This is a genomic window from Coleofasciculus sp. F4-SAH-05 (assembly GCF_040222985.1).
Taxonomy (GTDB): domain Bacteria; phylum Cyanobacteriota; class Cyanobacteriia; order Cyanobacteriales; family Coleofasciculaceae; genus Coleofasciculus; species Coleofasciculus chthonoplastes.
The window spans coordinates 24070-44434 of record NZ_JAVKBY010000058.1 but is presented as its reverse complement, the minus strand read 5'-3'; the positions used below and the strand labels follow the sequence as shown (position 1 = coordinate 44434).

Genomic DNA, 20365 nt, shown 5'->3' with positions numbered 1-20365 from the left:
CCACCTTAACCAATATATATGGTGTGGCTGCGTAAGTCCTGGGGGTAACAATCTACTTGAGGGGTAGGCAGGGTGTGGGGGTGTAGAACAAAATAAGAAATAGGAACTGAGAAATGTTTGCTAAACTAACAGAACCGTGGCAACGCCGTCCCATCTGTTCGAGATGGATAAGAGGATTATTAATTGTCTCGATCGTAGGGGTGATTAACTTATGCTATTGCCGGCCAAGTTATGCCCAGTTCTTTCCCGGCTTTCCCTACAAGTACCCCGCGCCATCTTCCCTTGACTACGTGATGAAACCCGAGCCGGCGGCGGAAATTGATATCGATGACGATACTTCAATTTGGGAATCAAACAATGTTGGCTATATTGTTTGTCCTGGAGGCTTTACCACAAAAGTCAACGACGAGCAATATGACCTGCTAGTATCACAAGGAAATCCAGCAGATTGCGATGCCGACAATAAAATCTGCAATCGCTGTGTTGGCGTCGAAACGGAAATTGATAGTGATTGGCCCCACAGTAGCCAGTGTACCGATCCAGCTAATCAATTCTCTCCCTTGAAAAGCCACCTCGATCTCAAGACAAGTGGCGGTTGTAGCCAGTCTTATTCGGACTTATTAGTAACCGATGCCGTACCAATAGTTCAGCCTCCCATTGGCGGCCCCCTATCCTTTGATTATGTGGCAGCGCTATCGAATACAGTGGGTTATTTGGCCTGTCCTCCGGGTTTCACAACTGACTACAACACAGCCAAAAAATTTGATCTGTTAACCCCGGCTAATTGTGATGAGAAGACTGGACGATGCAATCGATGTATTGCCTCTGCTGATTCATTCCCTGACTACGATCAAACAGCCTGGCCTCACAATCACGACTGCGAACCTTGGGAGTTTGAACCCCGTATAGGATGGATGAATCGCTCTGATTTAAAACCGACTGGGGGCTGCGGCACAAAAATCAATGATGCCTGGATTGTCGATGCCATACCATCGGATTTTTGGGAATACGATCAAGGAAATTACGGCTACCAGAGAATCTCCATCGATTGGCAAGGTAATTTATACAGCTACTACCGAACCAATTGGAATCAATTTTCCTATCTCCCCAATGAATTTAAGCTCGCCGAGCAACAAAATGGCGCTCCGGCTTTATCAATCCTACAGTTCGTTAGCTCCGATGGTTCTGTAGAAAATACCCAAGCTCTTTTCCGCTTCTTTGCCGAACCTGTTTTCGATCAAGATCGCATTGATGCTGCCCAAAAAGAGATTGAAAGTCGCCGAGATGAATTTAATATTCGTGAAGAAGATCCCATAGAACTGGTTGTCCTCCAGGGATATCAAAGTGTTGCCACCGAACTTTACCTGCGCTTACCCAATGAAGATAGCAACGAACCTCTAATTCGGGAGAATGCTCGAATCAATCTCAAAGAAGGGGTGCAGGATGAATTGGACTTGTCATTCTCAGAATTTCGGGCACTATGGGATGCGATTTTCAGTACAGCGCCGGGGAATGATCTGTTTACTGGCTTTGTATATGTGTCAATCAATGACGGGCAATCCACTGAAATGATCAACATGAATGGGCGATTGGCTCCGATAGATATGGAAGAGTATTACGACTCGATTATCGATCCGGGGACGGATACAACCTACAGCAAAACCTTACAGACGATCACCTTTCCTCCCATTTTTGACCCACCCGACAATGGGGATGAGCGAGTCCAAGCCCTGGCTCTGGATTTTGGCCAAAATTCGGCGGGTTTATCCCCTACTAATTTGCAGACGGAGATTGATGTACAACGACCCATACGTGATATTGTTCTCGGCAACGAAGATAGTGGTATTTATCCATATACTCTCAGAGTTGTGCGTCTGAATAATCGCAATTGTTGCTCGACGAGTGCGGATGCTGAGGCTATCTATGTTACCCAGAGCGATGTCAACACCTGTCAGGACTGGTGCAATTAACCGGACTTGATAGATTGGGTTCGTAGTAGGGGCTAAAGCCCCTAATTTTATCGGTTTTTTGGGTGTAATACCAAATCCAGGTTAGCCACCCCCGTTATAACAAAGTCCGCGCAGGCGGCCTACCCTTCGGGAAGGCTTCGCCTATGTTTGTGTAGCAGCGATTTCAATCGCCTCCTCTTGCATGGGGTTACTTTCCACCTGCAATCACTTAATCAGGAACTAGGGATACCTTTCTCGATAAATTCTGGGATAATTAAACGATGCCAATCTAGTTTAATCAGCTCCGTGTTACCAAAACGCTGACCCAATACATCCACTGGATTGGTATTTTCTGTTACTATTCTCACTATAATCCTGATTGAACCGATGTGACGACAAATCAGAACTTTATTAACCTCACTCGTTTTCGTCACCATCCGGTCAAGTGATTGACGTTGCCATGAGTCATAGTTTTGCCGCTCAATTTGATTTAGAGACCTGAAACCCTTATTAATTCGTTCTTGAGTGTCAATTTTAAATTCTGCTTCGCTCCACGCTTGTTTATTGCTATGGCTGGGTTATAAATTTTTGGAGATGTCTATTAGGGTTTTACGGCGTAATAGTTTTTCCCATTAGGGTTTTGGCTTCATCTGGACAAGAAGTGCGATCGCACTCCTTCTAGTTTGAGTGCGTAATAGTTTTTCCGATCAGGGTTTTGGCTTGATTTCGGACACCAATGCGATCGCACTCCTTCTGGTTTTACGGCGTCAGGACTTACGCACAAACGCCACATATAGTAGGGGGTACGGCAATGCCGTACCCCTACAGGTAGCGTCTATGCCGTCAAGCAAGCGTAAGTCCTAGGCGTAATAGTTTTTCCGATCAGGGTTTTGGCTTGATTTCGGACACCAATGCGATCGCACTTCTTATGGTTTCAGAGCGTAATAGTTTTTGTCATCAGGGTTTTGGCTTGAATCCGGAAAGTCATGCGATCGCACTCCTTATGGTTTCAGAGCGTAATAGTTTTTCCGATCAGGGTTTTGGCTTGATTTCGGACACCAATGCGATCGCACTCCTTATGGTTTCAGAGCGTAATAGTTTTTGTCATCAGGGTTTTGGCTTGATTTCGGACACCAATGCGATCGCACTTCTTATGGTTTCAGAGCGTAATAGTTTTTGTCATCAGGGTTTTGGCTTGATTTCGGACACCAATGCGATCGCACTTGGATAAGTAGTCAGACAAAAGAAAACGGCACTGTACTAAGTGCAAGTAAACAAGCCTCAAACCCTTACGAAGAACGTAGCTTGCTTCTTTTCGGGAAGCGAGTATGACAAATGACGAATGACAAATGACAAATGACAAATGACAAATGACGATCTCCACCGTTAGCTTTTCGCAGTGTCCACCTACTTATAGCCAATTCCCCACGATCACAAAGGGTGCCCAGTAATAGGGATGAGCGAACTTCTGCTCCTGCAAAATCCTGATTTGAGCAAGGCGCAGGGATTCAGCTTTTGTGGCTTGATTTTTGACTAATTCCTCGTAAAATGTAGTCATGAGCAACGCTGTGGCTTCATCACTGACCACCCAAAGCGAGGCTAAGGTGCTGCGTGTACCGGCTCGAACCGCAACTCCTGCTAACCCTAGAGCCGCCCTTTCATCCCCTTTAGCAGTTGTGCAAGCGCTGAGGACGAGTAATTCAATCGGCTTAGTCTGAGTTCCCTGTTGAGTTCGCAGGATATCATCGAAATCCTTTATGCTAATCGGGCTATCCCAGGACAGGATAAAGGTGTCATCAGCACTAGAACTAAACTGACCATGAGTGGCTAAGTGAACAATGGGGAAAGAAAAAGACTCGATCGCCTGCTGAAAGTTCACCTTGGTGAATGAATCATCCAGGATGAGTTGGCTCTCCATCTCAGCCGTGATCTGCTCTAATTCCAACTGAACGTTTGGTAGAGGTTGGAATCCTAAACGAGCTTCACTTAATCCAAAGGCGAGAACTTTTAGCGTTTCCTGGGCTAAGGGTTGAGGATCTACTAATTGCAGACTCGGCGCGATCGCGACGCTATACCTCTCTATTATGTAGCGCTCGCCATCATGTAGGGCTGAAAGTGGCAGGTTCCGGATCGCTCCGTCGGGAACAAACACTAAGGTTTTCACGCCACTGGCGGCTAGTTCGGCTTCAACGGGGCGGATTAACCAATTGTACAGTTTTTGGGCAGGGTTTAATATGTTTTTGGCAGACAACCGGAGACGACGGCTCGTTGCCCCATTCAGTAAACTCTTGATCGTCTGCTCGATTTGCTCTTTGGGCAAGAACGTGGTGTATTGACGCAGGGGTTGTCCCGGTAGTGTGAGAATGACTTCCAAGCGATCGCTTAAAATGATCGGATAAAAAACAGCGGCGGTTTGGTCCAGTTGGTCGATTTGAATCGGTTTCGCATCTAGGCACGCATCCCGAAAGAAGTTGTCTAACTCTGCCAATTGTAAGGATTCAATCACTTCCCTGGCTTTTATTAAGTTGGCTTGCTCTGGTGTCGCGCCCGGTTGCAACAGTAGTCCGACTAACTCCCGATATACGGGTTCTACGCTCTCTCGAAAGGAAAATTGAACCTCTGAGCTAACGGCGACTAAATCACTGCGTAACGACTCAAGGGTTTTAACCGCTTGAGAGTAAGCCGCGATCGCTCCTTCTCGATTTCCGGTTGCAATAAGCAGCCTTCCCAGTTGCCATTGCCAGCGATAGGCAATATCAGATGCATTAATCCCTTGTGCCAAAAGCAGAGCCTTCTCGGTCAATTCTTGGGCATAGTTCCACTGTTTATTCTGCTCGTACAGCCCAGCCAAATTTCCCAACGCATAAGCCAATGTTCGTTTATCGTTTAAACGCTGAGCCTGTTGAACGGCGGTGGCTAAAAGTTGGGCAATTTCCCCATGACTTGGAGTGAAAACTTCTCCCTCTCGCTGTTGAGCCATCTTGATCAGACTCTGAGCCAGATTAATTCGAGCATTAACCGCTGTCCGAGACAGGGGTAACTGAGTCAGAGTGGTATGAATTTGAGGTACTAATTCCAGAGCCTTTGACTCCTGTTTCTGATCAACTAAAAGACTCAGTTGATTGACTTGTGCTTGAATCTGAAGCTCAGGTGAGGGAGATTCGGCGGCGGCGCGTTGATAGAAATCCAAAGCGGCTTGGAATTGTTGCTGTAATCGAGCAGTGTTCCCTAAACTGAGAAGTGTCGAAGCCGCAGACTCAGGTGCTGGTATTTTTTGGGCAATCGCTAAACTTTGTCTTAAGGCGTTATCGGCTTGCTCTAAATTACCGATTGCTTGCAACGCATTACCTAAACTCTGAAGTCCTTGAGCTTTGAGCCGAGTATCTGGCTGTTGTTGGAAGCTCGCATTCACCTGCTCTAAAGTACGAAGGGCTTCACGATAGAGCCCTAGGCGTCGTTGAGCTTGGGTTTGATTAATCTGGCTTCGGGTTGCGCCGCTGATATCCCCGATTTGGTTATAGATATCGGCAGCATTTTGCCAGGTTTCTAGGGCTTGTTCTGGATCACCACGGGAGAGTTGCAATTTTCCCTGTACTTCTAGTGTTTCGGCTAAGAGTTTGGTTGGGTCTCCATTCTGCGATCGCCCTTTAAGGAGCTCAAGACTGTCTGTAATTGCTTCAGTCGCTGCGTCCCACTCTCCGGTTTGCTGGTAAATCAAGGAGAGATTCCTTAAAATCCTGGCTTGACCAAGCTTATCACCTTGGGCAGTATAATCGGCATGAAGTTGTTTCAATAGGGCGATAGCTTGGGAGAATTGTCCTGTTTTATAGAGTTGTTCCGCTTGTTGTTCTAAAGCATTTTTGTTTAATTCGGCGATGGGATGCCCTTGGGATACAGAACTAGAGGCGATAATTTCTGCACCTGGAGTCTGTGGGGCGGTGTGGAAAGAAGACAGCGACATGGCTGGCGCCCTTCCCAGCCAGATAACGCCAATAAACGATAATAGTCCTAAGGTAAGGATTGACAAATTTTTCAGTTTCATATAGGTAATAACTAAGGAGTCGGATAAAATAAAACGGAACGGTATGACATTTTGTAAATATAAACCTCAAACCTTGACAAATGACAAATGACCAATGACAAATGACCAATGACAAATGACCAATGACTTAAAACACTTTGTATTCCAACCGGAAAGATAAACCATCTTCTTGCCAAGTATCTTTACTTCCAGGTAAATCAATTAAAGGGATACCCCAATCGAATCGGGCAGTCAATTTATCTCCGGTTCTCCATAACAACCCCAATCCCGCAGCCGCCAGGGTGTTGGGGTTTGGATTGGCTCTACCGGAACTATTCCAAGTCGTGCCAATTTCCACAAAGGGAGTCACTTGGAGAATACTGTTCCACTCAGGGATACGAGCAATGGGGATGCGGACTTCAGCGGAGGTGAATAAGCCATTATCTGAGAGTAAAGCGTCTTGACGATAACCTCGAACACTATCTATTCCGCCCAAGCCAAATTGTTCGATGGGAACTAAGGCGTCATTGGATAGTTGTATATCTGACCTGAATAAAAGGATAGTGTCGGGTGCTAAAAGGCGCAAATACTGTACCTGAGCTCGCCAACTGAAAAATTGACTATCCGGCGATTTTTCATTGATAGTGGCATTTAAAGCACCAATCCCCAGGCTGAATTGCGATCGCAAGGCGAAGACTTCTGTACTCCCCCGATTGATCCATTCCTGAAAAAACTCGATGGCTGAAATTCTGGTTTCACCTTGCTCGTTCGCTCCCGGAGATAAGCGGAACCCTTCGCCCAGCAGTGAGGTGTCGCTCTCACGTCTAACCGCCGACAGTCCCAAGGCAAATTCTTGGGTAGGAGTGTCAATCAGGGGCTGACGGTAGGTAATCTGATAGTCGCGGGCGTTTGACTCGATATCGACTTGGTTGAAGGGTGCTTCGATGACGTGGCTGCTTGAGCGACTGTAGGAGAGTTTGAACGTACTGTTTCTGGGATTAATTGGGATAGTGTAGCTGGCTTCATCGAGGGAGTTACTGCCATCGGTGTTGGTATAACCCAGGATGAGGGAGTCCCCGAATCCAAAAAGATTGCCTTCTTCCAGGGTAACATGACGCCGCACTGTGCCAACGCTGGGAGAGCGTCCGTTATCGACTCTGAGCATGGCTGAAAAGGAGGGAGCTTCTTCAACGGCAACTCTTAATACACTCGTACCCGTTTGTGAGCCAGCCGCTAACTCAGCCGACACATTTTCAATCAGGGGGTTGAGTTGAAGCAGTTGCAGGGTTTCTACCAACTGATTGACTTGTAAGGGGGTTGGGGTAGCTCTGGCAAGACGCGATCGCACATAATTAGAGTTGAGTCGTTTTGTCCCGTTCACCTCAATCCTCTCCACTTCCCCTTCAATCACTTCAATCGTGACCACGCCATTGTTTAGCCCTTGCGGGGGAATAAACGCGCCACTGGTAATATACCCCCGTTGAATGTAAAGCTCGGCGATCGCATCCTGAACTTGCAGCAATTCAGTAAACGCGATCGGGCGTTGGCTAAACGGGGCAGTCACCGCCGCCAGTTCCTCTGGACTGAAGACCGTACTACCAATAACTTCAAATCTCTCAACTGTAATTGTACCGGGAATGTTATCTGGCAACAATGGGGGCGCGGTAGTAGGAGGAGAAGTCGGCGGTTGCAGCAACTCGTCTGGGGAGGGTAGCAGTTCAGGTTCCGGTAACGCCGGGGGCTGGGGTTCGACAGGGTTAATCCCAGGAGTCGGTGAGCCCTGGGAACGAAACTCAACATCCTGAGTTGGTTTGAAGGTTTTGTGCCCACCTGACAGGCTGTCACTCAGGTTCTGGTACTCCACCCTTACCAGAGCATCCCCTACCTGGTTGGCAGTCAGTGATATATCAGCTTGTAACCTCGTATCCGCGACTTCTCCCATTTGGGCGCTAACCGGTGTCGCCACTGGGCTTAAACCAAGAATGATAAGTAGGTGCACACAATTAAAGTTAACGGTTGCGATCGTCATTGGTCATTGGTCTTATGTCATTCGTCTTATGTCATTCGTCATTGGTCATTTGTCATTCGTCATTCGTCATTTGTTAATTCTCTTCCCCAGCTCCCTCTGCTCCCTCTGCTCCCCCAGCTCCCCCATCTCCCCCATCTTCCCCATCTCCCTCAGCTCCCTCTAGGTGGAACACAACCGGGGTGAGTCAAGGCAGGCTTCTGCGGTGTCACAGTAGGTGCGGCGTCAGTCAGGATAATAGTCCCATCAGCCGCGACAAACCAGCCTTGTATTTGCCGAATCACCCGATGTTTCCCTTGTCCACTGTCCGTTGATGGCGGATGACTCACCCCTGCAGACGACACCTGATTACTCGGTCGAGACCACTCCACCGCCACAACTTCATCAGTCAACGGGTCATTCGGGCTAGCAGGTAAACCCCCGCGTCCGCTGATGACAAAGGAACTGCCAGCAAGTTTCGCTGTACAGAGATTTTGTGCAACCAAGCCTTCGACATCAACCACGGTTGTTGATAATTCGACTAATCCAGAACTCGGATCAGCATCAGGGGTGTTAATTTCCACAATGCCACTGAATTGAGCCCCCAACTCCGAACTGGCGGTGATGTCGCTTTCTGTTGTCAGTTGGGGACGGAACTGAGTGCCGAAAATGCCTTGTGCATTGATAATGACGCGCCCACCTTGACTATTCGTGGCATTAGCTGTGATGTCGCTATTGTCGAGGGCGACTAAGGTATCGGTGTTGAGGGTGATATTACCACCCGCGCTAAGTCCGGTGGCGTTAGTAGTGATGGCACTCTCTCCGCGCATCTGAATGTCTTGGGAATTCAGGGTAATATTTCCCTGGTCTCCTCCAGCAGCAGCCGCTGTAATCACCCCTTGATTTTCCAGTCGGATTGTGGCAGCCTCTATCTCAAGGTTGCCCGCCGGACCCGTTCCCTGCGGCGCCAGGTTGCGGCTTTGGAAGTTACTCACACTCAGGGTTGCCCCATCCCGGACAATTAACCTAGGAGTCGTAATCCTCAAATCACCCCCGGCTCCATCACCGACAATCGCCGAGGCAAACAAGCCACTGGCACCATTGGCAGACGTACCGATTACTTCCACCGACTCCTCGGCGTTCACACTCAGGTTTCCCCCAGCACCTGAGCTAAACGTCGTACTGAAGGCTTGAGAGCCATCCCGGAGAATCAAGCGTCCTGTATTAATCGTCAAGTTGCCCGCATTTCCACTCCCTTGAGTCGCCGTCGATAAACGACTGGAAAAACCATCTGGGGTTGTGCCAGTTAGCTCCACAGAGCCCGAAGCGTTTAGGGTCAAATCTCCCCCACGACCGGCACCAGAGCTTTCACTACCGACTGTTGCCCCATCCCGGATAATCAATTGCTCGGTGTTAATGGTGACATTCCCCGCGTCTCCAGTCGCAGCCAATCTACTGCGGTTAAATAAGCCACTGGGAAACCCGTCAGGGATTGAGACTCCAATCAGTTCTACGGACTCCGCCGCATTCACGCTGAGAATACCCGCACTGCCGGCGCCAGACGTACCCGATGAGACTTGCGCCCCATCCCGCAGCCGCAACCGCTCTGTGGTCAGGGTGACGCCACCGCCCTTTCCCGAGGTTGTCGTACCAGAAAACAACAAGCTAGCAAAACCATTGAGAGGATTTTTCCCACTCAACTCGATTAACTCTGAGGCAGTAATGGTTACGTTCTCGCCCTTTCCGATTCCCTGGTTGGTTGCCGCGAGTACTGAACCGTCGGTGAGGGTGACGCGCCGTCCTTGTACCTGAATCCTTCCCGGTGTCGGACCACTGGTGTTAATGGCAGCCCCCTGGGACAGCAGGATATCTTGGAAATTTTCCACGCCTTGATAGCTCAATGCCCAGCCCGGATTTGTTGGGGTCAGGGTAACAAGCCCCTCCTGTACACTTCCCAACTCCAGACTTCCGCCTTGTGTGGTTAGATTTCCGCCAGAAAGGGCTACCTCACCCCCCACTAAGGCTAAAGTTTGATTCGGCTGTACTGCAAGACCCTTTCCATCTACGCCAATGAAGACAAAGGTTTGGGGATCTTCAATGACTTGGTTGCCCAACCCCTGCACTTGAATCCCTCCCGGATTGGCTGCATATTGCAACCCCAAGGGAACATTAATTGTTAGTAAGGGTGGGGTTTGGGGGTTGGTGGTACTAAATTCTAGACCATCGCCAAATTGGATGCTATTCGCCGTACTGCCAATAAATGAACCGCTCAGGTCGAGTTGAGAGCCTGCACCAAAGATAATCCCATTGGGGTTAATTAAAAACAGGTCAGCGTTGCCTAAAACTCCCAAGGTTCCCAGAATATTAGAAGCATTTCCCCCAGTGACTCGCGTGAGAATCCGTTCAATTCCTGTGGGATTGGAGAAATAAACTCCCCTGCCTTCCCCGACATTAAATTGTCCAAAACTGTGGAACAGGTTAGCCTCTCTGGTTGCTCCGCCATCAATTTGGTCACTGTTGATCGCATTAGGAGTAACAACTGAGCTTTCGTTGCCGAGAGTGGTATCGGGGATGAGCTGGGCTGAGGTAGTATCTGGGTTTAGCAGCGCTCCACCCAGGATTAAACAACTGCTCCACAATAAAGGACAACAATTCCCAAAAAAGCTATCGGTTTTCATGACTAACCGCTTTAAATTTAAACAAGTCATCGTGCGGTTTCCGCAAAGGATTCTTTCGCTAGGGGGTTCTGATTTGGGTGGATTAAAGCCATTACTACGGACACCATTGCCATAGCCCTAGCCAACGAGCATTTCGAGCATTTCGACCACTTTTTGGACTAATTCGAGGATTTCGAACACTTCGAGGATTTCGACCACTACGACCACCAGCGACTAGCTCTAAATCCTGTTCACTGAGTTCATCGTCATCCAACTCATCCGAGTTAAGTTGTGCCGCCTCTTGGTCATAATCATGTAGCCTTTCTAAATCCGCTACTGTCAATTCGTACCCTTGACTTGCAGCAATTTCAACCAAGTTTTCTGGGCTAATCGCCGCTTCTAGTTGTTCAAATAGCCTCTGATCCGATTCGGCTGCCCTAAACAGTTCATCGATGACTTGCTGCGCTTTTTGTCGTTGCAATTCCTCCGCTGATACGTCTTCAGCTTGGAGTGACTGGATATTTAACTGTGACATAAAAATCTCCTAGGTATCTAATAAATTTTTGCACATGATTTGGATTTTTATCTTTCTCGATTAAAGGGTTAAGCTACATGGATTATTTCCAGTAAACGCGATTTCGACCAATTTTTCTGGGCTAATCGCCGCTTCTAGTTTTTCAAAAAGCCTCTGATCCGAGTTAGCAGCTATAAACAGTTCATCTATGACTTGCTGCGCTTTTTGTAATCGTAATTCTTTTAAAGTCACCAGCAGCGGGCGCGTGACTTGATCTTGGCGAATTTCTTCCACCAGTCTTCCCTCTGCCTGCCCGTACCACCAGCGACTAGCTCTAGCTCTTGTTCACTGAGTTCATCGTCATCGAACTCATCACCGTTAAGTTCTGCTTGCTCTTGGTCATAATCATGTAGCCTTTCTAAATCCGCTACTGTCAATTCGTACCCTTGACTGGCAGCAATTTCCACCAAGTTTTCTGGGCTAATCGCCGCTTCTAGTTGTTCAAATAGCCTCTGATCCGATTCGGCAGCCATAAACAGTTCATCTATGACTTGCTGCGCTTTTTGTAATTGTAATTCCTCCGCTGATAGGTCTTCGGATTTAAATGATTGGATATTTAACTGTGACATAAAAACCTCCTAGATATATAACTTTTTACGGCAAGTCTAGAAACCTGAGTCGGGGCGGGTTTAGTCACATCCCTTGTGCAACCAAAAAGATAGTCGTGAAACCCGCCCCTACACACATTCGTACCTCGACTACTTACGTCTTCAGCTTCGAGTTGCTCAAAAAGCTTCTCATCCGAGTTGGCAGCCATAAACAGTTCATCTATGACTTGCTCTGCACTTTTTGTAGTTGTAATTCTTAGTAAGAACACGAAAAGCACAACGAGCACGAAGAGCACGAAGATCACGAGGACTAATACCACATCCACCAGCGACTAGCTCTAGCTCTTGTTCGCTGAGTTCATCGTCATCCAAATCATCAGAGCTACTTTGTGCCGCCTCTTGGTCATAATCCTGTAGCCTTTCTAAATCCGCTACTGTCAATTCGTACCCTTGACTTGCAGCAATTTCCAACAATTTTTCTGGGCTAATCGCCGCTTCGAGTTGCTCAAAAAGCCTCTGATCCGATTCGGCAGCCATAAACAGTTCATCTATGACTTGCTGCGCTTTTTGTAGTTGTAATTCCTCCGCTGATACGTCTTCAGCTTGGAGTGACTGGATATTTAAATCTGACATAAAAACCTCCTAGATATCGGGTAACGGCTATAGTGTTGTGACACACCTAAAATGGTGGAAGATTTGACCATTGAATCGGGCGCATGCCATGCGCCCCTACGGTTTTCGGGTTCCCATCCTAATTCATCAAATAAGGTGTGCCACGCCAATAGTTAGGATTCATCCAAAAAGCTCTGTCTTTAGAGCAAGTAGAATCTTGAAATCAGCCGGGTTCTGATTTGGGTATATTAATGCATTACCTAACTATCTACTATACCCTTATATTGTCATCTTGTAAATATTTGTGTTTAAAATTAGTACGACAACAATTGTGCAAATTAATTTTGATGACTAATGAAGTCAGTCGTGTTTTAAGTTCAGGCATAAATAGAGTAACTTTCCAAATTAATTTTGATGACTGAATAGAACAATAGCCTGATTAGTTCACCCGGCAATTGAAAGTGAAAAACGTCTATAAGCTGTTCGGCATTTAAACCTTAATGTCAATAATGGTGAAATCCTTGTAGTGCGTTAAGCGAAGCCATGCCGCAGGCTTTGCATCTTGCTCGCTACTAATACCCAATTTAAATGCATGACAGCTTATAGTCTCCCACGTTGTAGAGACGTTCCGGCGGAACGTCTAAATGATGTGTTTTTTTGTACTACTGTGGCGTGTTACCCCCTAAATATGGGGAAAGGGCAACACGCCAACCCCATATAATATAGGACTTACGCAGCGACACCACTTAAAGTGGGAAAGGTGCGTTACGCTACGCTAACACACCCTACGAATAGAGGCTTTGCGTAAGTTCTATAATAGCGAGTCCGATGCTCCACTGAGAGTATGTAGTTTTCTGCAATCTTGATGGCTGAATTGTGCCAAGCCCCTTGCTGGTTTATGCAATCAAATTGGCAGATAAGTGTAATGTATTCTATAAAAATTATGTTTATCCTACAGATAGAGCAAAATGAATTGGATGGGTGATGAAATCGCTTTCCAGTCCTCAAATCGCCGTTTTATCTATAGAGTCTGTGCCAATTAGCCGTGATGATTCAAAAACACCAAGTCCAATTAAGCCAAACTGAAAGGCAAGAGCTAATCAAACTAACCAAAAAAGGCAAGATATCAGCCCGAAAGCTACGCCGCGCCCAAATCTTACTCCTAACGGATGCTGGACATAAAGACGAAGAAATCGCCACTATGCTGCATTTGGGGGTGGCAACAGTTGAGCGCACCCGTAAGAAATTTGTGAAGGGAGGTTTAGACTTTGCTTTAAACGAATGCCCTCGTCCAGGGGCAGTTAAGAAATTAGACAGAAAAGCAGAAGAGTTCTTAATCGCTACCGCTTCCAGTAATCCGCCACCGGGAAAGGATTGTTGGACAACGCAATTACTCGCTGAAAAGTTAGTGCAACTCCAATTGGTGGAGAGCATCAGCGCTGAAACTGTGCGCCTCCTGCTAAAAAAGAGATCGTTAAACGGTGACTCCAAGAACAAGGACTAATGGCAACAATAAGCCGAGTTAGCCATCAAAATTAATTAGGGGATTCACCATTGTAGAGACGCGCCATGGCGCGTCTCTACAATATATGGTGGGAAAGGTGCGTTACGCTACGCTAACACACCCTACACATAGAGGCTTTGCCTAAGTCATATAGATGCTCTGATTACTGGACTGGTGTTATAGCAGAAATCAAAGGTTTTTGGGAAATTGTATCTAGTTCAACAGACTCTAACAGTTCTGCCCAATCCGACGCGATCGCACTATCATTGGGAGCAGAACGATATAGCTGAGCGAGGCTATTGAGGCAGTCATACCAAATCCCGGCTTCCGCATAAATGGCGGCGCGATCGCGGAGTGACGCATTCCTCAACTTAGCCACCAAGTTTGGGCTAGGTTTAACCCGTTCTATCTGTCCCTCAACATGTGGCTCATTCGCCATATCTTGCTCATTACAAATCATAAAGAAATACCAATGATACTTCTTTCCCTCCTCTAACGCTGGCAACGTGCCGTCATCTGGCAGAGGGACGCTAACAATTCCGGAATGATCCGGAAGTGTTACAGTCGTTTCATACATTACGTCATCCTTGCCAGCCTCTTTCAGGTAAAACATGGCTTGCTGGGCAGTATTTTCAGGGAGAGACAGTAAAATCGTGGGATGCCCTGCCACAGTTCGCACTGGCTCTGTTGGAGGCAGCAAAGCGACCATCTTTTCATCGGTAGAGTTGCCACAGCTATTGGGTACTATCGCTTTTGCTGTGCTTCCTCGCACTCCCCCTGATATAGTGTCGCGACGAGGTCTTCCTGTAATGGGAAACCGTATTGATTGAGCGTGGAGAGTCGGAGACTTCTCAACCTGATTCTCAGGAAAGTGGGTTGGAGGAGTGCTAATTTTCCAGGAAGCAAGCTCCTCTTGATTGAGCGATCGCCCCTGAGCCAGCATGGGAAAACTACTCATGGTCAATAGCTCTACAAATAACGCCAAGAGTGCTATGCGATGTAAAGATAACTTATTACTTACCACTTTTATATCAGACCTCTTACACGGTTAATTTTTGTTGGTTGCACCGCTACAGTGCTGGTTACCCTTTTAGTTGCTTTTTGGACAAAAGGGCTTGTTTGGGCGTGCCAACTCAAACTCAGGGTCGGTAGCCACTTGTTCTAGTCCAACCGCCCTAAAAATTTATTCTTGTTCGATTCGATGCTGGGAAATTGTTGAACATCTTGATTATATTATTAACACATAGACGCCTAACTGTGCGATAATTTTTAGATAAATGCTGTGAAACAAAAAATCAATCAATTCTAAACCATATTGATTTTGATGGGTTAGTTAGTTGAATTATGGGATTAGATAGAACTTTATAGTTGTGCTGCCCATCAAAACTTAAGCAATAGACCCCAAAAGGAGGGAGTTGAAGGAGCATTATGTCGAAAATTGTCTCTGTTCATTCATTTCGAGGTGGAACTGGGAAATCGAACACCACTGCCAATGTAGCGGTTACCACAGCCAGCCAGGGACTACGGGTGGGGATTATCGATACGGATATCCAGTCGCCAGGAATTCACGTTATTTTTGGCATGGACCAAACCAAGATAAAGCGAACCCTGAATGATTACCTGTGGAATCGCTGCGGGGTTGAAGAGACGGCTTATGATGTCACTCCTCCTGAGGTGAGCAAGAATCAGGGCAAGGTGTTTCTGATTCCATCCAGCATGAATATCGGTGAAATTAGCCGTATCCTGCGGGAGGGATACAACGTAGCCTTGCTCAATAATGGGTTTAAAAAGCTAGTGAGCTCCCTAGAGCTAGACTACTTATTTATTGATACTCATCCTGGAATTAACGAAGAAACCCTACTGTCCGTGACAATCTCCAACATCCTGCTAATCATTTTGCGTCCCGATCGTCAAGACTTCCAAGGAACGGCTGTAACTGTCGATGTGGCTCGTAAGTTGAACGTCGCTAAGCTACTTCTAGTGGTTAACAGAGTACCGCAGAAGTTCGATCTCAACTCAGTCCGGCAACAAGTAGAAACAACCTATAATGCAACGGTAGCAGGAGTTTTGCCTAACTGTGAAGAAATGATGGAGTTACAGAGCAGCGACTTGTTCTGCCTGCGTTACCCAGACCATTATATCTCCAAAGAAATACGCGGGATTGTGGATCATATCTATGAGAAACCCAAGACTGTGGGGGGACTCAAAAAATTGTTTGGTCGATGAGAAGTTATCCGCCTTCCCCAACACAGAACCAAAAATCCATCAATTAAGAGAGAAAAATTCATCAATCCATTCTCGCCTATTTCATTTATTATGAGTGGGTAAGATAAATTCTGTTCAACCCAATATTATCCCAGGACGAACCAATGACAAATGACCAATGACAAATGACCAATGACAAATGACCAACTTGCCACCCGAACTGGTTAGAATTGTCGAGCAGGCTTGCAGTCTTACAGAGCGTTTAGCCACTGGTGAAATATCCAGTAATCCGGCTGAGGATACTCGCGTTAATGCCAGACTGGAAAAATGGTGTCAAACTGCTGCACAAGGAAACCTAGAAAAATTTCAGAAGCGGCTTGCTTGGGATAACATAAATCTCAGCACCGTTAGCCGTATTCTGGGTCATATTTCCCTCAGCGGTACTCAACCTTTACCGGACTGGGTAGAAACCTTCCAAGCCGGCATTGAAGCCGCCGCATCAATTTCAATAGAAACCCTAGAGCGTCAGTCAAGTATTCCTAGAAACCGGGTTAAGAGTGAGGATGACAACGCCATATCAACCTTTCACCCAAAGAAACCCGGTTTCTTGACCGATGTCCTAGAACCGGGAAAAGCCTATAGTTTTCTAGACGCCCAAAATCCCATTCCCTTTCAAGAAACTTTTCTGCCCTTTATTCAAGTTGCCAGAGATAAATTAACTCCCCTAACTGGCGATAGTTACCCTAACTTGACAGCAGCAGCTTGTGCCGATCTTGAGCGGAGTCTTTTAGTCTCACTATCCAGTCTCTGTTCATCCTCAATGGAATTGAAATTCTCAGCATTTCGGGCGAAGCGACAATCCACTCTATCTCGATTACTGGGACAAATACAAAATAGTTATACCAAAACTCATTATCGAGCATTTATCCAACAGATGCTCCAAGGCGGGGGACTACTGGCATTTTTTCAAGACTACCCCGTCTTGGCTCGATTAGTAGCAACAGTAACCGACTTTTGGGTGGATGCCACAGGGGAATTTATCCAGCGATTAACAGCAGACTGGTCAACTATTCAGCAAACGTTCCAGCCAGACATTGAATTAGGTCAAGTCAATAGCATCAACCCCTGTAAAAGTGATCCTCACAATCAGGGACGAGCTGTGATTGAGGTGAGCTTTACATCAGGTTTGAAACTGATATATAAACCTAAAGACTTAGGCTTGGATGTAGCTTATTTTAACATCCTGAACTGGTGTAATCAGCATTTTATCCAGTCGCCACATTTCCCGTCTCTACAACCCTATAAATTACTCAAAGTCCTAAATCGCGCCACTTATGGTTGGGTAGAATTTGTCGAGTATTTGCCTTGTCAAAACCAAGCAGAAATCAAACGCTATTACCAGCGTGCTGGTCAATTGCTATGTTTGCTGTATGTTTTGGGGGCAAATGACTGCCACCATGAAAACTTAATTGCCTGGGGTGAACACCCCGTTTTGGTGGATTTGGAAACCTTGATGCAGCACCCATTCCAGGAAATTGCAGGTCAAGCCAGGAAAGAGGGAGCAAAAGCTGTATCCCTGGCGCAGCGGCAATTGAGGGATTCCGTAATCCGGACGGGTTTATTGCCCCATTGGCATCTGGGGTCAGATCGACGAACAGCTTATGACTCAAGTGGCTTGGCAGGATTTGGCAATCAGGAAACACCCTATCAGATACCGAAGTGGGAGAACATTAACACCGATCGCATGGTTTTAACTCATGAAACTGCCAAAATGTCAAGTCAAACCAATGCACCCTCCCTGGCAGGGATTATACAAGCCCCAAGCGAGTATGTTAACGAACTCGTGGATGGATTTGAGCAGAAGTATCGGTTTTTGGTCGCACACCGGGAGGCACTCCTGGCAACTGATGGCCCCTTGGCAGCTTTATCCCATCAGCGAGTGCGTTGTCTATTTCGTTCTACCCAAGTTTATGCGTCTGTACTGCAAAAATCGCTGCATCCTCAATATCTGCGAGATGGTGTAGATCGCAGTATTGAACTGGAGGTTCTGTGTAGAGCTTTTCTGGGGACCGATTTAAAGCATCCTTGGTGGAGGATTCTCAAGGCAGAACTACAGGTGCTGGAACAGTTAGATATCCCTTATTTTGCCGCTGATTCAGATAGTGATACCTTGCCAGTTGTGAAGAGTGAAGTGCAATGCTTCGCACAACCCAGTTATACCCAGATGATTGCTAATATCCAGCGCCTGAATCAGGATGACTTAGCTGAACAAGTTGCTATCATCCGGAGTTCTTTATATTTATTCGTCGCTGGTGAAGTAGGTACCGCCGCCTCTGATATAAAAGTTCGTAGTAGGCACTTTAGTGCCAGAAGCGCCGCTGGTGAAGTAGGTACTGCCACCTCTGATATAAAAGTTCGTAGTAGGCACTTTAGTGCCAGAAGCGCCGCTGGTGAAGTAGGTACTGCCACCTCTGATATAAAAGTTCGTAGTAGGCACTTTAGTGCCAGAAGCGCTAAAGCGCTTACTACAAACTCTAAAGTCAGTGGCATTCGGGTTAGGTTTGATATCGATTCTTCTAAATGGCGTGAAAAGTCAGCTGCCACCTCTGTTCTGGATGATGACATTTCCCCCATTTCTGAGCAAGAATCGGTGCAGCAGGCAATACACATCGCCCAAGATTTGCAGCGACGAGCCATTCAAGCTGCTGACGGTAGTGCTACCTGGATTGGACTCGGTTTCTTACCCCAGGCAAATCGTTTTCAACTGCAGCCAATCGGGAATAGTTTATATGACGGTTGCTCTGGAATCGCCTTATTCTTAGGCGCATTGACGAAAATAACTGGCGACAATGAGTGGCGTGATTTGTGCCTGGGAGCGTTACAACCCCTGCGCCGGATTTTGCCGGATTCTGATCCTGAGTCGCGGCAACAACTTACCCGACTGGGTATTGGGGGTGCTGCCGGATTGGGGTCTATTGTTTACTCACTGGTGCGAATCAGTGAGTTTCTAGGGGATGGAACGCTGTTAGCAGATGCCAAACAAGCCGCTGGTTTAATCACGCGCGATCGCATTGCGGCTGATCAGCAGTTTGACCTTGTGGCTGGAGCGGCGGGAGCGATTCTCGGCTTACTCACGTTGTATCAGGTAACGGCTGATTCGGGTATTTTAGCTCAAGCCACGAACTGTGGTGAGCATCTGCTCAATCATCGGGTGATCAGCGAAACGGGTTGCAAAACTTGGGCAACTGGAGCCGAAAAACCATTAACAGGATTTTCCCACGGTGCTGCGGGTATTGCCTATGCCTTGCTGCGCTTGTACGACGTCACTCAAGAGGTCGTTTTTCGCCAAGCCGCTGAGGATGCGATCGCCTACGAACGCCATCTCTTTTCCCCCACTCAGGGAAATTGGCTCGACTTGCGGTCTTATGCCCTGATTGATGGCAAGCCAACCTCTATGACTAGCTGGTGTCATGGCGCTCCTGGCATTGGTTTAGCGCGTTTGGGAAGTTTAGCGAGTTTGGATACGCCAGACATCCGAGCAGAGATTGCGATCGCGTTAAAGACTACCCTACAGTTTAGCTGGCAAAATATAGACCACCCCTGCTGTGGAAATTGTGGTCGGATGGAGGTACTGTTAGTCGCGGCACAAAAATTGTTGCGCCCCGATTTAGTAGAAATTGTTAAAAAGCAAGCTAACTGGATGGTGAGACGGGCAAAACAAGTGGGAGGGTTTCATCTATTTCCCCAGTTTCCTCAAGACATTTACAATCCGGGTTTCTTTCAAGGCACCGCCGGAATTGGTTACGAATTTTTGAGATTAGCGCATCCCGATTTACTGCCTTCGGTGTTGCTGTGGAATTAGTCAGCTAATCTGTATTTAATTAAGGGGAATAGCATTACCCTTATTTCGGCTTATAGGACTTACGCAAAGCCTCTATGTGTAGCCTCTATGTGTAGGGTGTGTTAGCGTAGCGTAACGCACCTTTACCACGATATGTGGTGTAGCCCGTCGCTGTTGGTAGATATATAGCGTTTTCATTTAAGTTGTGAACCCAACCCCTGTTTGGGAGGGGTAAGATTGTCACGTTTCATTATGTGTTATTGCCATCATTGAAGTAGCTGGGATGCTGGCAGAGCAAGCATTCAACAGCGAATTGACGAGCCACCCCAAAGCCGCGATCGCCTAAATTTAGTTAAGAACTATAACAACTTTTTTTAAATCACATTAATTCTGATGACCTATGACTTGAGCGGTGACATAAATCCATCAAGTTTTAGCTTTCCTCAAGT

At 46.9% G+C, this 20365-nt stretch carries 16 protein-coding genes and 1 pseudogene; 6 read left to right on the top strand and 11 right to left on the bottom strand.

Annotated elements, in window-relative coordinates; all coding sequences use genetic code 11:
* Nucleotides 1-293: 293 nt before the first annotated feature.
* Nucleotides 294-1970: a hypothetical protein gene (locus tag RIG27_RS06825; protein ID WP_446343627.1), complete on the top strand. Its 1677-nt coding sequence runs from the start codon at nt 294-296 to the stop codon at nt 1968-1970.
* A 212-nt stretch (nt 1971-2182) separates the two neighbouring features.
* Here RIG27_RS06825 and RIG27_RS06820 read toward each other — a convergent pair whose 3' ends face one another.
* On the bottom strand, nt 2183-2317 hold the full coding sequence (locus RIG27_RS06820) for a hypothetical protein (protein ID WP_446343625.1): 135 nt from the start codon (nt 2315-2317) through the stop codon (nt 2183-2185).
* A gap of 352 nt (nt 2318-2669) precedes the next feature.
* Here RIG27_RS06820 and RIG27_RS06815 point away from each other — a divergent pair, with 352 nt between their 5' ends.
* Together RIG27_RS06815 and RIG27_RS06810 are read left to right on the top strand one after the other, a co-directional pair.
* Nucleotides 2670-2813: a hypothetical protein gene (locus tag RIG27_RS06815; protein WP_446343623.1), complete on the top strand. Its 144-nt coding sequence runs from the start codon at nt 2670-2672 to the stop codon at nt 2811-2813.
* 31 nt (nt 2814-2844) lie between these two features.
* Entirely contained in the window at nt 2845-3180 is a 336-nt protein-coding gene (locus RIG27_RS06810) for a hypothetical protein (RefSeq protein WP_446343621.1), read from the top strand.
* 58 nt (nt 3181-3238) lie between these two features.
* Here the strand turns inward: RIG27_RS06810 and RIG27_RS06805 are convergent, their stop codons facing one another.
* The 9 genes from RIG27_RS06805 to RIG27_RS06765 form a co-directional block, all read right to left on the bottom strand.
* Nucleotides 3239-3370, bottom strand: coding sequence for a hypothetical protein (locus RIG27_RS06805; protein ID WP_446343619.1), 132 nt, complete (start codon nt 3368-3370; stop codon nt 3239-3241).
* Nucleotides 3361-5991 (bottom strand): CHAT domain-containing protein, encoded by a 2631-nt coding sequence (locus RIG27_RS06800; RefSeq protein ID WP_446343617.1) that lies wholly within the window; start codon nt 5989-5991, stop codon nt 3361-3363. Before RIG27_RS06800 ends, RIG27_RS06805 begins: the two co-directional genes overlap by 10 nt.
* An 11-nt stretch (nt 5992-6002) precedes the next feature.
* Nucleotides 6003-6167, bottom strand: a complete 165-nt coding sequence (locus tag RIG27_RS06795; protein WP_446343615.1) for a hypothetical protein — start codon at nt 6165-6167, stop codon at nt 6003-6005.
* A complete protein-coding gene (locus RIG27_RS06790; RefSeq protein WP_446343613.1) occupies nt 6119-7999 on the bottom strand; it encodes a ShlB/FhaC/HecB family hemolysin secretion/activation protein in 1881 nt (626 codons plus the stop codon). The genes RIG27_RS06795 and RIG27_RS06790 overlap by 49 nt, the downstream gene beginning before the upstream one ends.
* 149 nt (nt 8000-8148) lie before the next feature.
* On the bottom strand, nt 8149-10683 hold the full coding sequence (locus tag RIG27_RS06785; RefSeq protein ID WP_446343611.1) for a two-partner secretion domain-containing protein: 2535 nt from the start codon (nt 10681-10683) through the stop codon (nt 8149-8151).
* 64 nt (nt 10684-10747) lie between these two features.
* Nucleotides 10748-11167 (bottom strand): Nif11-like leader peptide family RiPP precursor, encoded by a 420-nt coding sequence (locus RIG27_RS06780; RefSeq protein ID WP_446343609.1) that lies wholly within the window; start codon nt 11165-11167, stop codon nt 10748-10750.
* A 60-nt stretch (nt 11168-11227) separates the two neighbouring features.
* Nucleotides 11228-11440, bottom strand: a complete 213-nt coding sequence (locus RIG27_RS06775) for a hypothetical protein (RefSeq protein WP_446343607.1) — start codon at nt 11438-11440, stop codon at nt 11228-11230.
* Entirely contained in the window at nt 11395-11775 is a 381-nt protein-coding gene (locus RIG27_RS06770) for a Nif11-like leader peptide family RiPP precursor (protein ID WP_446343605.1), read from the bottom strand. The genes RIG27_RS06775 and RIG27_RS06770 overlap by 46 nt, the downstream gene beginning before the upstream one ends.
* Before the next feature lie 195 nt (nt 11776-11970).
* Nucleotides 11971-12387 (bottom strand): Nif11-like leader peptide family natural product precursor, encoded by a 417-nt coding sequence (locus RIG27_RS06765; RefSeq protein ID WP_446343603.1) that lies wholly within the window; start codon nt 12385-12387, stop codon nt 11971-11973.
* Nucleotides 12388-13414: 1027 nt separating this feature from the next.
* Here RIG27_RS06765 and RIG27_RS06760 point away from each other — a divergent pair.
* Nucleotides 13415-13843, top strand: a pseudogene (locus RIG27_RS06760) (helix-turn-helix domain-containing protein); the annotation flags it as partial.
* Between the two features lie 190 nt (nt 13844-14033).
* Here the strand turns inward: RIG27_RS06760 and RIG27_RS06755 are convergent.
* The gene (locus tag RIG27_RS06755; protein ID WP_446343601.1) at nt 14034-14828 is read right to left on the bottom strand and encodes a DUF928 domain-containing protein; all 795 of its coding nucleotides are present in this window, start codon (nt 14826-14828) and stop codon (nt 14034-14036) included.
* 470 nt (nt 14829-15298) lie between these two features.
* Here RIG27_RS06755 and RIG27_RS06750 point away from each other — a divergent pair, with 470 nt between their 5' ends.
* Nucleotides 15299-16096, top strand: coding sequence for a MinD/ParA family ATP-binding protein (locus tag RIG27_RS06750; protein ID WP_446343600.1), 798 nt, complete (start codon nt 15299-15301; stop codon nt 16094-16096).
* 178 nt (nt 16097-16274) lie between these two features.
* The gene (locus RIG27_RS06745; RefSeq protein WP_446343598.1) at nt 16275-19937 is read left to right on the top strand and encodes a type 2 lanthipeptide synthetase LanM family protein; all 3663 of its coding nucleotides are present in this window, start codon (nt 16275-16277) and stop codon (nt 19935-19937) included.
* The last annotated feature ends 428 nt before the right edge of the window (nt 19938-20365 follow it).